15 protein-coding genes are annotated in these 13,392 nt (G+C 68.4%); 9 read left to right on the top strand and 6 right to left on the bottom strand.

Annotation, left to right across the window (positions count from 1 at the left end):
* Positions 1-1,539 (bottom strand): ABC transporter substrate-binding protein, encoded by a 1,539-nt coding sequence (locus BLT25_RS10260; protein ID WP_176883774.1) that lies wholly within the window; start codon positions 1,537-1,539, stop codon positions 1-3.
* Positions 1,540-1,589: 50 nt separating this feature from the next.
* Positions 1,590-2,774, bottom strand: coding sequence for a CaiB/BaiF CoA transferase family protein (locus BLT25_RS10255; RefSeq protein ID WP_091045144.1), 1,185 nt, complete (start codon positions 2,772-2,774; stop codon positions 1,590-1,592).
* 131 nt (positions 2,775-2,905) lie between these two features.
* On the opposite strand from BLT25_RS10255, the gene BLT25_RS10250 reads away from it, so the two are divergent.
* Entirely contained in the window at positions 2,906-3,817 is a 912-nt protein-coding gene (locus BLT25_RS10250; RefSeq protein ID WP_091045142.1) for a LysR family transcriptional regulator, read from the top strand.
* A 21-nt stretch (positions 3,818-3,838) separates the two neighbouring features.
* Here the strand turns inward: BLT25_RS10250 and BLT25_RS10245 are convergent, their stop codons facing one another.
* Positions 3,839-4,495 (bottom strand): TetR/AcrR family transcriptional regulator, encoded by a 657-nt coding sequence (locus BLT25_RS10245; RefSeq protein ID WP_143033704.1) that lies wholly within the window; start codon positions 4,493-4,495, stop codon positions 3,839-3,841.
* A 131-nt stretch (positions 4,496-4,626) separates the two neighbouring features.
* Here BLT25_RS10245 and BLT25_RS10240 point away from each other — a divergent pair, with 131 nt between their 5' ends.
* Genes BLT25_RS10240 through BLT25_RS10225 form a run of 4 tightly spaced genes read left to right on the top strand, consistent with a single transcriptional unit; the run spans position 4,627 to position 7,893 of the window.
* Positions 4,627-5,469, top strand: coding sequence for an SMP-30/gluconolactonase/LRE family protein (locus BLT25_RS10240; RefSeq protein WP_143033703.1), 843 nt, complete (start codon positions 4,627-4,629; stop codon positions 5,467-5,469).
* Positions 5,466-6,650, top strand: a complete 1,185-nt coding sequence (locus tag BLT25_RS10235; protein WP_091045135.1) for a thiolase family protein — start codon at positions 5,466-5,468, stop codon at positions 6,648-6,650. Before BLT25_RS10240 ends, BLT25_RS10235 begins: the two co-directional genes overlap by 4 nt.
* Before the next feature lie 5 nt (positions 6,651-6,655).
* Positions 6,656-7,153 carry a MaoC family dehydratase gene (locus BLT25_RS10230; protein ID WP_091045134.1) on the top strand — a complete coding sequence of 166 codons (498 nt, stop codon included), beginning with the start codon at positions 6,656-6,658 and terminating at the stop codon, positions 7,151-7,153.
* Positions 7,150-7,893: an SDR family oxidoreductase gene (locus BLT25_RS10225; RefSeq protein WP_091045131.1), complete on the top strand. Its 744-nt coding sequence runs from the start codon at positions 7,150-7,152 to the stop codon at positions 7,891-7,893. Before BLT25_RS10230 ends, BLT25_RS10225 begins: the two co-directional genes overlap by 4 nt.
* 21 nt (positions 7,894-7,914) lie before the next feature.
* Here BLT25_RS10225 and BLT25_RS10220 read toward each other — a convergent pair whose 3' ends face one another.
* Positions 7,915-8,241 (bottom strand): hypothetical protein, encoded by a 327-nt coding sequence (locus BLT25_RS10220; protein WP_091045129.1) that lies wholly within the window; start codon positions 8,239-8,241, stop codon positions 7,915-7,917.
* Positions 8,242-8,630: 389 nt separating this feature from the next.
* Between BLT25_RS10220 and BLT25_RS10215 the strand changes: the two genes are divergently transcribed.
* Positions 8,631-8,840, top strand: a complete 210-nt coding sequence (locus tag BLT25_RS10215) for an amphi-Trp domain-containing protein (protein ID WP_218131297.1) — start codon at positions 8,631-8,633, stop codon at positions 8,838-8,840.
* An 18-nt stretch (positions 8,841-8,858) separates the two neighbouring features.
* On the opposite strand, the gene cls is transcribed toward BLT25_RS10215, so the two are convergent.
* Complete coding sequence (gene cls, locus BLT25_RS10210; RefSeq protein WP_091045124.1) at positions 8,859-10,292, bottom strand: cardiolipin synthase; 1,434 nt, start codon at positions 10,290-10,292, stop codon at positions 8,859-8,861.
* Between the two features lie 85 nt (positions 10,293-10,377).
* On the bottom strand, positions 10,378-10,776 hold the full coding sequence (locus BLT25_RS10205; RefSeq protein ID WP_091045121.1) for a hypothetical protein: 399 nt from the start codon (positions 10,774-10,776) through the stop codon (positions 10,378-10,380).
* 245 nt (positions 10,777-11,021) lie between these two features.
* Between BLT25_RS10205 and BLT25_RS10200 the strand changes: the two genes are divergently transcribed.
* From BLT25_RS10200 to BLT25_RS10190, 3 genes are read left to right on the top strand one after another with little or no spacing between them, the layout of a single operon-like run.
* A complete protein-coding gene (locus BLT25_RS10200) occupies positions 11,022-11,381 on the top strand; it encodes a carboxymuconolactone decarboxylase family protein (protein WP_091046230.1) in 360 nt (119 codons plus the stop codon).
* Positions 11,353-12,474 carry an AI-2E family transporter gene (locus BLT25_RS10195; RefSeq protein ID WP_176883772.1) on the top strand — a complete coding sequence of 374 codons (1,122 nt, stop codon included), beginning with the start codon at positions 11,353-11,355 and terminating at the stop codon, positions 12,472-12,474. The genes BLT25_RS10200 and BLT25_RS10195 overlap by 29 nt, the downstream gene beginning before the upstream one ends.
* A 7-nt stretch (positions 12,475-12,481) precedes the next feature.
* Positions 12,482-13,384 carry a YhjD/YihY/BrkB family envelope integrity protein gene (locus tag BLT25_RS10190; RefSeq protein ID WP_091045115.1) on the top strand — a complete coding sequence of 301 codons (903 nt, stop codon included), beginning with the start codon at positions 12,482-12,484 and terminating at the stop codon, positions 13,382-13,384.
* Positions 13,385-13,392 lie beyond the last annotated feature (8 nt).

Here is a 13,392-nt window from a genome sequence, read left to right as displayed (position 1 = left end):
TCAGCCCACGCTGATGTCGAACGGCTTGGGCAGGTTGTCCGACGGCGCGAGCTCGACACCCTTGATGTTCTCGGCGGCGACGACGGTCGGTGTCTCGTGGCCGATGACCATCAGGTAGCCCTGCTCGACCAGGTAGGTGTAGACGTCACGCCAGCCCTTGGCCTGCGCCTCGGGGGTCTCGGCGGTCAGGGCCACCTTGGCCAGGTCGGCGACATCGCCCCGGTCGGTGCCCAGGGTGTCGTACGGGCTGCCGGGAGCGAACCGCTCCGCGTACTGGCTCTCGGCCGTGAAGCCGCGGGCCAGAGTCGGCGCCATGGTCGTCTTTCCGTCGCGCATGACCGTGGCCAACGTGCCCGGCTCGACCTGCTCGATCGTGACATCGACACCGATCTCGGCCCACATCTGCTGGATCGACTCCGACACCACCGTCAGCGCACCGAACGACGGGAAGGTCACCTTGAACCCGTCCTTGTAACCTGCCTCGGCGAGGAGGCGCTTGGCTTCCGCCGGGTCGTAGGCGAGCTCCTCGGTCGACGCGTCGTAGTACGGCGAGTCCGGCAGCCAGAAGTTGGCGGTGGGGTCGCCGTTGCCGAACTGAAGACCCGTGTCGAAGGACTCGCGGTTGATCGCCAGGTTGAGGGCGCGGCGTACGCGCTCGTCCTTCATCGGCTCGAGCAGCGTGCCGTCGGTGTCCATGATCTGCACGTAGTAGACGTTCGGGGTGGTCCGCTCGACGAGCTGGAGCGTTCCGTTGTCCACCGTCTCGCGGTCACCCTCGCCACGCAGCTCGATCATGTCGACCTGGCCGTCGAGGACCGCGTTGGTGGCGGCCGCGGCATCCTCGATCACCTTGATCTCCACCGTGTCGACCTTGACGCTCTCGGGGTCCCAGTAGTCGGAGTTGGCCTGGAAGACCTGCACGTCGCCGGCGCTCGACGCCGCAGCGTCGTACGTCCATCCGCCGGCACCGACCGGCTGGGTGTCGGGCGAGGCGTCGAAGGACGCCGGGCTCATCATCATGCCCGGCAGACGGCTCAGCTGGGCCAGCATGTCGGTCGTCGGCCCCTTGAGGTTCAGTCGCACGGTGACGTCATCGACCGCCTCGACCGAGGCGATGTTGGCGTAGAACGCCAGCGACGGGCTCGCGGTCATCGACATGCCGCGCTCGAAGTTGGCGGCCACGGCCTCGGCGTCGACCGGGGCGTCGTCGCTGAAGGTGACGTCGGAGCGGAGGGTCAGCTCGAAGGTCTTGGGGTCCACGTTGCTCCAGGACTCGGCCAGGCCCGCCTCGAACTTGCCGTCGGGCAACGCGTGCACCAGCGTGTCGAAGACCGGGTTCAGGTAGTACTCCTGGGCGACCGCGGCCATCTGCGGGTCGTACGTCTGCACGTTCGTGGCCGCGGCCATCGTCAGTGTGCCCGAGCCGCCGGACTCGTCGGCGCCACCGCCCCCGCAGGCCGTGAGAACCAGAGCGACGGTCGTGATGCTTGCCAGGGTGCCGAGGAAGCGCCGAGAACGCTGTGGTCGATCAATCTTCATGTCATTCCTTCGGGGTGTGCTGTTTCCAGACAAACTGAGGCGAGCAGGCATCAGATCGCACCGCTCTTTCGCAGCTCGGCGATCTCGTTGCCGCTGAGACCGGCAAGCTCGGCGAGGACGGACTCGGTGTGTTCCCCCAGATCCGGCGCAGCCGTGCGGATGCTGGGTTCGAACCCGGAGAATTTACCGGCGGGGGCTTGCATGCGACGTGAGTGGCCGGCTGCGTCCGGGACCGCGACGATCGACCCGCGGGCCCGGATATGCGGGTCGTCGCAGATGTCAGCGGCCGAGTAGACCGGACCGGCCGCGACCTCGGCGTCGACCAGGATCTCCATCAGGGGGTCGAGGTCGTACTGGCCGACGAACTCGTCGATACGCGCCTCGATCTCTGCGCGATGGGCGATACGTTCGGAGAGGTCTCCCCAGTCCGCTAGCTCGTCGTCGTCCATCACCTTCACCAACCGGCGCCACATCTGCTCCGTGGAGGCCGGGAGCGCCAGCCAGTGCCCGTCGCGCGTGCGGTGGAGGTTGTTGGGGCTGATGTGAGGGTTCTGGTTGCCCTGCCGCTCCACGCTCCTGCCGGTCAGGTCATAGCCGACGATGAAGTCCTCCTGCATTCTCAGCAGTGGCTCGTAGAGCCCGATGTCGGCCAGTTGCGGTTCTCCGGTGAGGTCACGCTGGCGCAGAGCCTGCATCGCCGCGAATGCGGCATAGATCCCCGTGACGCCGTCGGCAACCGGGTAGCCCGCGAAGATGGGCGGGCCGTCGGGGTCTCCGGTGCGGTGAGTCAGGCCGGCGAACGCCTCCGCGACGCGCGCGAACCCGGGCCGGTCGGCGTACGGTCCGGTGCGGCCGAAGGCACTGACGTGCACCATGACCAGATCGGGACGGAACTTCACGAGATCGTCGAAGTCGACGCCGAAGCGCTTCAGCGTCGCCGGGCGGAAGTTCGTCACGACGATGTCGGTGGCCGAGACGAGGCGTCCGACGATCGCAGGGGCGTCGGCGTGGTGCAGGTCCAGGCTCACGCTGCGCTTGTTGCGTCCCAGCATGAACCACTGTGCGGAGTCGCCGTCGACGAGCGGAGGGTACGCCCGCGCGGGATCCCCCGTCCGAGGCTGCTCGATCTTGATGACGTCGGCACCGAACTCCGCCAGCAACGACGACGCCAAGGGACCAGCCAGGATCGTCGAGAGATCCAGGACGGTGATGCCACTCAAGGGCAACTGGGTCATACGCGTCACCTTTCATTCCGGCCGCCCACAAAGTGTGAGGCACGTCACCGGCTGGCGGTCAGACTGCCATGTACAGCGACTTCTCCGACTCCGCCTACCAAGGGTGATAGGAGATAGCTATCGTTACCCGCATGCGAGTGGAACGAGCCCGCTACTTCCTGGCGGCCGTCGAGACCGGATCATTGCGTGCGGCCGCCGAACGGTGCGGCATCAGTCAACCCACGTTGGGCCAGCAGATCAGTCTGCTCGAGGAGGAGCTCGACGTCGTAGTGCTCACCCGGAGCCGCACCGGGGTCCGGCCCACTCCTGCGGGCCAGGGTCTGCTCGAGTCGATGTCGCGCCTCGTCGCTGCCGAGGACGCCGTCCTCGAAGCGGCCGCGCAGTCGAGCAACTCCTACAGCGGCCGAGTCGCCATCGGGACCATCTCGGTCGTGGCAGGGACCGTCATCGCTCCGGTTGTCGGCCGGCTGCGTGACCTGCACCCGGATCTGCGGTTCACCGTTCGCGAAGGGGGATCGACGGAGATCGAGTCCCAGGTCGCCGCCGGCGAGCTGGACTTCGGTGTCGTCACGACGCCACGCAGGCCCGCGCCGAGCAGCATCGAGCGAACGATCCTGCTGCGGTTCCCGCTCGGGGTCGTCATGCCACGCGGCCACCTGCTGGCCGACCGCGACAGCCTGCGCTGGGAGGACTTGGAGACCTGGCCGATCGTGACGATGCGCGAGGGCACCGTCATGTGGGAGCACCTGCACGCCGGCCTCCCCCGGCCCGACGTCGTCGTGGAGGCGACCTCCGCCCGCACGATGAAGCTGATGGTCGCCTCCGGCGCCGGCATCGGGGTCCTGGGACCGTTCGAGACGACCGTCGACGTGCCCGGCCTGCGCTGGGTCCCGCTGCACGACGCGCACTCGGTGAGCATCGAACTGGTGCAACGACGGGACTCCCGCCCCTCTCCCTCAGCGCTGGTGGTCAAGCGGCTGATCACCGCGCAGGCCGCCGAGCTGCTCGCCTCCACGATCAACAGGCACCCCGAGCGCGCCTGACGCGGTCCGTCGACGCCGGCTTCAGGTCACCATCTTCAGCGCGAGATCGGCGTTGAACTGTGCCACCTGTTCGGGCGAGTCCGAGCCGTCCAGCCGATACCAGCGGACCAGGTCGATCCCGAGGGAGAGGATCGCGCGGGCCACTCGCTGCACGTCGACGTTCTCGAAGGACCCGTCGTCGACGCCGGCCTGCACGGCGCTGCGAAAGATCGTGCTGGTCTGCTGCCGCAACTCGAGGACGACGTCGTAGTCCTCCACGTTCAGACCCGTGAAGTCGTACTGCGAGACGCGGGCTGCCACATGGTGGCGCGCATGCCACTCGGTGTAGCGAGCGACCAGGGTCCGCAGACGAGTGGCGGCGTCGAGCTGGTCCAGCTCGGGCGTGGTGATGTGCTCCAGGACCCGCTCGTGTCCGGTGCGGATGATCTCGAACAGGACGCTCGCCTTCGACGGGAAGTAGACGTACAGCGCCGCAGGACTCAACCCCAGCATGCCCGGAATGTCGCGCGTGGTCGTGCCGTGGAAGCCGTTCGTCGCGAAGCAGCGCACCGCGGACGTGAGCATGTTGCGGGCGACCTCAGGGAGGTCCTCACGCCACAACTGGGGTGACTCGTCGTCGAGGTCGGGCTGCTGGCCGACCTCGATCACGGTGAGACGAGCCTGTCGCGGTTTGGCCACCCTCGCTTGCCCTTTCTGTAGCTGACCGACACGGCAGAAATCGCCGATACGGCTTGACACACTAGTTCACCCGTGACTGACTATGCGCTTAGTAACCTAGCGGAAGCGTCCAACGACCGAGGAGTGAGCCAGTGACCACGTCGAGCGTGTCCCCCGCCATGAGCGGCGCCGTCCGGACCCTCATCGATGCGCTCGCTGTCGCTGACAGCCCTCGAGAACGAGGCGGCCGGATCTGGCTGTGCGATGCCGCCACCGACGCGGTCTACTCGACCGACCACCACGGCAACGGCCTGCGCGCGGAGCTCGAGGTGCCGGAGCAGCCCTCGGGCCTGGGCTGGCTCCCGGACGGCCGCCTGCTCGTCGTATCCCGGCGCGACGCCCGCATCCTGCGGCTCGAGCACGACGGTTCCATCTGCGTGCACGCCGAGCTCGCCCGTCACGTCAACGGTGTCGTGCTGGGCATGGTGGTCGATCACGTGGGTCGCGCCTGGGTGTGCGAGTCCGGCTGCGACCTCCGCTCCGACGGACCCTTCTCCCCAGCGCGCGTCCTGCGGGTCGACCCCGACGGCACTGTGAACGTCGCCGCCGACGACCTGCTCGTTCCTCACGGGAGCATCGTCACCGACGACGCCGTGCTGCTCGTCTGCGAGAGCCTCGGCAACCGCGTCACCGCCTTCGACATCGGGGATGACGGCGTACTCGGCGACCGCCGCACCTGGGCGAGCTTCGGCCCCCGTCCAACCGGCCACAGCCTTGACGCGCTGCTCGGCCAACTCGTCGCGACACCTGCCGGGTGCGTCCTCGGCGCAGACGGGTCACTCTGGGTCGCCGATGCCCTCCACGGACGGGCGCTTCTGGTCCGCGACGGCCGCGTCGTCGAGCACACCGGCGAGGTCGCGCCCCTGTTCCTCCTTCCGCCGCCCATCGAGCACGCGGTCACCGCGTCCACCCCACCTTCAGGAGTCAACCTGTGACGGATCAGCAGCGCATCCTCATCCTCGACGGCGCCCGCACGCCGATCGGAAGCTTCGGCGGCGCCCTGAGCGAGGTCCCCGCCCACGAACTGGGTGCCACCGCCGCCCGCGCTGCGATCGAACGCGCCGGAGTCCGACCGGACGACATCGGCGAGGTCGTCATGGGCTGCATCGGACAGGTCGGCCCCGACGCGTTCAACGCCCGGCGCGTGGCCATGACCGCAGGCCTGCCGGTGAGCACCCCGGCGTACACCGTCAACCGGCTCTGCGGATCGGGGCTCCAGGCGATCTGGTCGGCCGCGATGCAGATGCGGTGGGGCGGGGTCGACGTCGCGCTCGCCGGTGGGGACGAGTCCATGAGCCGGATGCCGTTCTACGACTTCGGCGCCCGCAACGGCTACAAGCTCGCCGACCGCACGCTGCACGACGGCACGCTCATGATGCTCACCGACCCCTTCCACGACATCTTGATGGGACGTACGGCCGAGAACGTCGCGCGGACCTACGGCATCTCGCGTGCCGAGCAGGATGAGTTCGCCCTTGCCTCCCAGCAGGCGGCCGCCTCGGAAGCAGCCCTCCGGGCATTCGACGAGGAGATCGTTCCGGTCATCACCGGCGGACGTCGCTCACGTACTGTCGCGCGGGACGAGCATCCGCGGCCGGAGACCACCCTGGAACAGCTGGCCGGCCTACGCGCGGCCTTCGAGGACGACGGCTCGGTCACGGCCGGGAACTCCTCGGGCATCAACGACGGCGCCGCCGCGGTGGTCCTCGCCACCGAGGCCGCCGCAGCCGAGCGCGGCCTGACCGCGCTGGCTTCCCTCGAAGCCGTAGCGACCGCAGCTCTGGAACCGGAGCTGATGGGCTACGCCCCCGTCCTGGCGCTGCGGAAGCTCTTCGCCACCACCGGCCTGACACCCGACGACATCGATGTGTTCGAGGTCAACGAGGCCTTCGCAGCACAAGCGGTCGCCGTCATCCGTGACGCGAAGCTCGATCCTGAGAAGGTCAACCCGTACGGCGGCGCGATCGCGCTTGGACACCCCGTCGGTGCCACCGGCGCGATGCTCACGCTCCGGGTGGCCAAGGATCTGGTGCGCCGCGACCTCCAGCTCGGCGTCGTCACGATGTGCATCGGCGGCGGCCAAGCCCTGGCCGCTCTCGTACGGCGCGCCGGCTGACGGCGATGACGACCACCAGCGCGGCCGGCTACGACCTCTCACAGCTGTGCCTGGCCGCGGGCACCCGCCTCGGCGTCTCCGACTGGCTGTCCGTCGAGCAGGCACGGATCGACTGCTTCGCCGACGCCACCGGGGACCACCAGTGGATCCATGTCGATGCCGAGCAGGCGGCCTCGGGGCCCTTCGGCACCACGATCGCGCACGGCTACCTGACCCTCTCGCTCGTGCCCGCCCTGGTCTGGCAGGTCTACCGGACCGAGGGACTGTCGATGGAGATCAACTACGGCCTGGACCGGGTGCGCTTCCCCGCACCCGTAGGCGTGGGCTCCCGGATCAGGGCAGTCGTCGACCTGCTCTCCGTCGACCCGTCCGGCGAAGGCTTCCAGGTCAGGACCCGCATCACCGTCGAGATCGAGGGCGGCGACAAGCCGGCCTGCGTCGCGGAGACCCTTGCGTACGTCGTACCCAGCACCGTTCCCACCACCGAAAGCAGAGACTCATGAACGCCCCCACCCTCACGTTCGACTTCACCGGCCAGAGCGTGATCGTCACGGGCGCCGCCCGCGGTATCGGCCTGGAGCTGGGCAGGTTCTTCCGGAACGCCGGAGCGACGACGTACCTGGTCGACCGGGACGCCGAGGAGGTGAAGGCACGCGCGGACGAGATCGGAGCCACGGGCCTCGCGGCCGACGTCGGCAGCACCGAGGACGTGACGGGGGTCGTCGATCAGGTCGTACGCGAGACCGGTCGCCTCGACGTTGTCGTGAACAACGCCGGGATCCTGCGCGACAGCGTGGTCTGGAAGATGACCGATGACGACTGGGACGCCGTCCTGAACACCCACCTCGGCGGAACCTTCCGGTTCACCCGAGCGGCGACGCCGCACTTCCGGTCCCGCGGATACGGTCGCGTCGTGAACGTGACGTCGTACACCGGACTGCACGGCAACACGGGGCAGGCCAACTACGCCGCCGCGAAGGCCGGCATCATCGGATTCACCAAGACCACGGCCAAGGAGCTGGCGCGCTTCGGCGTCACGGTGAACGCCATCTCACCCAACGCGGCGACCCGGATGATCGCGTCGATTCCGGACGACAAGAAGGCGGAGATCGCGGCCGGTATCCCGATCGGGCGCTTCGCGGAACCGCGGGAGATGACCGGCGCAGTCGGCTTCCTGGCTTCGGCCGAGGCCGGGTACGTCACCGGAACGGTGTTGCCCGTCGACGGCGGCCTCTCGATGTGACTGCGCCGGCGCCCGCCGCGGTCAGCCCCGCAGCGCTGAGGCAAATACCCCCGGAAGCTTGCGCCAGCGCGGCGCGGCCGCGAACCGGACCAGTCGCTCCCCGGTCGTCGCCGCCGTCCGGTTGTGCACGAACCACGGCGGGACCGGCGTGAGCGCCAGGCTGCCGCTCGCCCAGGAGCGAGGGAACGGGCGGAACGGCCCGCGCACCACGGTGCGCTCGGGGCGCGCGAGGAGGAGTCCGTTGTGCACCACCCCGTGACCGGACTGGATGTCGTCCGGGGTGTGACCGGGGAAGGCTCCCCAGGTCGCGAAGGGCGAGAGGTAGCCGACTCCGGTCCACGCGTTCACGGCGATCGTGCCGTAGCGCAGGTCGGCGAGCAGCTGCTCGAACCGGCCGGCGCCGACCGCCGCCAGATCGTGTGGATGGATGACGATGTTGGCACCGAGGGTGCCGCGGAGCCGGTCGTTGGCGAAGTCGATGGCCTGGGCGAGGAAGTCCGCCCCGGTTCCTGGGAGATCCGTGAACCGGATAGCCGCTCAGCGGGCTGCGTCGCGCCACGCTGCTCGTTGTCGGGCAGCTCGTCGGGATTCACGCGTTCTGGGTGACACCGGCCCCCACGTCGCCGGATAGGTTGCGATGGTGCCGTCGCTGCAGTGGTCAGAGGGGCTGGGCGGAGCTCGCCATACGATGACGCCGGACATCCGCAACGTCGAACGAGGAGTTCAAGATGGACCTGATGGAAGTCACTGAACGGGCACGGCTGCGTCGTGAGGACGCCGCGGCTCGCCTGCGCGCCCTGGCCGACGCGCTCGCCAGCAACAACGAGGTCGAGTTCGAAAGAGAAGGACTGCGCTTCAAGGTGCGCGTCCCTGACGAGGTCGACTTCAAGCTGGAGGTCGAGATCGGGGACGACGAGCGCGAGGTCGAGATCGAACTGAAGTGGTGACCTGAGGCTCGACGCGGGCTACTGCAGCGCCGCGGTCAGCCTCATCACGTTGTCCAGGTACGCCGCGCCGCGCGAACGGGTCAGCCACTCCTCGAGGAGCAGCTCCTTGGAGATCGACCGATAGTTGTCCTCGACCTTGCGCATCTCGGCGACGACCTCGGGTCCGAGAAGCATCAACGAGACCTCGTAGTTCAGCACGAACGAACGCATGTCCATGTTGCTCGATCCCAGAACCGCGACGTCGTCGTCGACGCTGAAGAACTTCGAGTGCAGGATCGCGGGCGCCGGATACAGGTAGATCCGCACCCCCGCGCGCAGCAGGGCCTCGTAGTAGGAGCACTGGGCGTGGTAGACCATGAACTGGTCTCCGGCCTCGCTCACGAACAGCTCGACCTCGACGCCCCGCTGCGCGGCCGTGGTGATGGCGTACAGCAGCGACTCGTCCGGCACGAAGTAGGGGCTGGTGATCGACAGTCGGCGTTGTGCCGAGTACAGCAGGAGCGTGAACGCGCGCAGGTTGTTCTCTGTCGAGAAGCCCGGTCCGCTCGGGATCACCTGGCCCTCGATGTCGCCGGCCGGGGTCGGTACCGTGCTGAGCTCGTCGGTCAGCTTGACCTCCGTCTCGCTGTACCAGTCGGTGCAGAAGAGCAGGTTGAGAGCGCTGACCGCCGGTCCTTCGACACGGGCCACCAGCTCCGTCCACTCACGGCCCAGCTTGTGGTTCGCGGGCTTGTTGTAGCCGGGCTCGATCAGGTTCTGCGACCCGGTGAACGCCACCATCCCGTCGATGACCAGGATCTTGCGGTGGTTGCGCAGGTCCGGGCGGCGCTTGAACGGTGCGATCGGCAGCATCGGGTGCCACTCGATGCCGGACGCGTCCAGCCGCGCGATGAACTCCTTGTAGCCCGGGATGCCCTTGGACCCGAGGTGGTCGAAGAGCAGACGGACCTTCACCCCGCGGTCGACGGCCCGCGCCAGTGCCTCGTAGAAGGGGCCGGTCACGTTGTCCCATGCGGTGATGTAGAACTCGACGTGCACCCAGGCGGAGGCCTTGTCGACCTCGGCGGTCATCGCCGCGATGGACTCGGCGTAGACCGGGAAGAGGTCGATCCTGTTGCCGGGCGTCACCGGCTGCGCTCCCAGGTTGCGGCTCAGCGTTGCCACCGAACGAACGTACGTCGGTCCGGGGAAGTCCCTCTCGAGCGTGGGCACGTGCGCCGCTCGCTCCGCCACGAGCGCGTTGACCTCGGCCTGCTGTTCGTTGCGACGGCGCCCGAGCTTGGTCCGCCCCAGGACGAGGAAGATCACCCAGCCGAAGAGCGGCACGACCAGGATCAGGAGCAGCCAGGCCATGCCGCTGGACGGTCGCCGGTTCTTGGGCACCACGCCCAACGCGACGATCTTCAACGCGAGGTCGATCAGGTAGAGAGAAGCGGCGATCCAAGGGGCCATGGTCGGAAGTCTGGTTCCCGCCCGGCCGCGCGTCCTCACCCAAGATGCGTGAAGACCGACGCCGCGGCCGCACCAGGACGGCTGCTCAGCAGGTCTCCTGGACGTCGGTGATGAGAGTCCGTACGTCGTCGCCAAAGGTGGAGAGCGCAGTCGCGGCGGCACTCAGGGTGGCGGCGGAAGCACTCTCCTTGGCCGCGTCGAGGCTCGCCACGAGCGCGTCGTAGCTGGCCTGGACGTCGTCGATCTGGCTGGAGAACTCGGCCTTCGCGTCGGACTTGACGTCGGACAGGTCCGCCCCGATGGCCTCGAGTCCGCTCTCCAGGTCGGCCAACGCGCCCGAGGACGACACGTCGATGTCCCGCACCTCGTCGACCGAGGTCTGGAGGTCGTCGACGGAGCTGCACACGGCAGCTCGGTCTTCGCCGCACCCGGTCAGCGGTGTGGCCAACGCCAGTGTCAGGACGGCGACGGGGATGAGCTTCATGGTGGCTCCTTCGATGGGTTGCCCATCCTTCGCGGGGACGAGCCCACTTTCGTCACACAGAAGACGTGAATCGTCGACCGGAGCCTCGGCCTACCCGGCGAGCGCGCTTCACCAGATCTACATGATGCGAACCGAATCGTGGTGGGCCTGAATGAGGGCGTACCGCGGTATCGAAGGGTCGCGGTCGAACTCAGAGCGCGCCGGAAGGACGGTCCGCAGTGCACTACGCCGATCGACTCCACCGCTTGGCCATCAACCAGACGGAGTGGTCCGAAGACCCCACCTACGCGGCCGACGAAGCGTGGCGCGAACCCACGTTGGATGCCCGAACCCTGGCCCTGGTCCGGCTGGCCGCGCTGGTTGCGGTCGGGGGCGAGGTCCCCTCCTACGGTTCCGCCGCCGATGCGGCCGTCGACGCCGGCGCGAGCGCTGCCGAGGTCGTCGACGTGCTGATCGGTGTCCTTCCCGTCATCGGTACGGCACGTGTGGTCGCAGCCGCTCCCAGGCTGGCGATGGCCCTCGGATATGACACAGACGCGCTCGAGCAGGAGCACCCGGCCCGGACAGGAGATCCTCATGAAGCACGCCTCCACCACCGCACCTAGCGAGCTTCGGCCCCGATCGTTCGCCTGGACCCTGTTGCTGGGTGCCGCCGCGCTGACGCTCACGCTGGCCGGCGTGAGATCCGTCGCGGACATCGTCGGGCCGGTCCTCATGGCTGTGGTCATCACGATCACGTTGCACCCGATCCGCGTGTGGCTGGAACGGGGACGGCTTCCCGGATGGGCGATCTCGACGCTGATGCTGGCCTCGGCAGTTCTCCTGCTCTCGGTCTTCGCGGTGGCCCTGATGGTGTCGGTCGCCCAGCTGGCCGCTCTGGTTCCCACGTACGCCGACCAGATCGCCGACGGTGTCGCGAACGTCGGGAACACCTTGCGGGACGCGGGGGTCAAGCAGGAGCAGATCAACGCAGTGGTGAACGCGTTCGACCCAGGCCAGGTCATCGACGTGGCCATGTCGGTGCTCGCCGGCACCTTCGGCCTGGTCACCGATCTGTTCTTCCTGATCACGGTGCTGCTGTTCGTGGCCTTCGACACGGACTCCACGCGCCGCAGCCTGAAGACGTTGGGTGACCGGTTTCCCGAGCCGGTCGCCGCACTGGACAACTTCGCCCACGGCACCCGCAACTACATGGGTGTCTCGGCGGGCTTCGGGCTGATCGTCGCCGTCATCGACGGGGTCGCCCTGTACGTGCTGGACGTCCCCGGAGCCTTCGTGTGGGCGGTGCTCGCATTCGTCACCAACTTCATCCCGAACATCGGCTTCGTCATCGGCGTCATCCCACCGGCCCTCATCGCCCTGCTCGACGGCGGCCTGGGCCTGATGGTGACCGTCATCGTCGTCTACTGCGTCATCAACTTCGTGATCCAATCCATCATCCAACCTCGGGTGGTGGGCGACTCGGTCGGTCTCTCGGCGACGTTGACGTTCCTCTCGCTGGTGTTCTGGACCTGGGTGATCGGACCGGTCGGCGCGCTGCTCGCCGTCCCGTGCACGCTGCTCACCAAGGCCCTGCTGGTCGAGGCCGACCCGCGCGGCAGGTGGGCCCTGCCCCTGATCTCAGGGAAGCCGGACACAGCACCGGGGCCGGAGCGGGCCGCCCCGGCCGAGCTTCAGCCTGAGGCAACGCCAGAATGAGATCGGCATGGACTCGAACGACGGGACTCCGTCCCCGGAGAGCCAGACAGGTCCAGCCGTCGATCCGGTCCGGGCCCGCGTCGACGCCGCCTTGGGACGTCTGCCGGCCGGGTGGCAGCGGCGGCTGGGATGGCTGCTCGACAGGCAGTTGGGACGGATGCTCCTGCGGGCGGTTGCGGGGCTCGGCCGGATCGAGGTGTTCGACCGGTCGATGACCATCGCGGCCCAGTTCTTCACCTCCGTACTCCCGGTGCTCATCCTGATCGCCGCCCTGGGTTCGAACAGCGACGGGTTCGCCAACGCGATCGAGATGCCGGAGCAGACCCGGCAGGTGCTCGAAGGCGCCGTCGACAGCGGGGGTACAGCGTTCGGCATCCTCGGGGCCGTCTTCGTGCTCGTCTCGGCGACCAGCCTGTCTCGCGCGCTGGCCCGCGCCTTCGCCGCGATCTGGGGACTGCCGCGCCCACCGACCAGGCTGAGCTCGGCCTGGCGTTGGCTGGCCGTCGTCCTGGTCTTCGCGCTCTCCCTGGTCGTCGTCCGCGCTGCCGGTGAGCCCCTCGACGCCATCCCCCCTCGGGAGCTGTGGCCACGGGTGGTCTCGTTCGCCTGGGACGTCGCGGTCGCAGCGTTCATCCCCTGGGCGCTGCTCGCCGGCGCCGTACGCGCCCGGATGCTGATGCCGGGTGCACTGCTGTTCGCTCTCCTGATGATCACCGTCCGCCCCGCCACCCAGGCATGGCTTCCCGGGGCGCTCGAGGCAAGCGCCGACCGGTACGGGTCCATCGGTGTCGCCTTCACGTACCTGACCTGGCTCTACGTCGCCGCCTTCTGCTTCCTCACGACCGCGCTCGTGGGCCAGGTGGTCACGACCGATCCCGGAATGGTCGGTCGACGCGTACGGGGCGACTGACGACACGG

Source organism: Nocardioides sp. YR527, from assembly GCF_900101045.1.
Classification (GTDB): Bacteria; Actinomycetota; Actinomycetes; order Propionibacteriales; family Nocardioidaceae; genus Nocardioides.
Note: the sequence above shows the minus strand (reverse complement) of the source record. Positions and strands in the feature narration are given on the sequence as shown.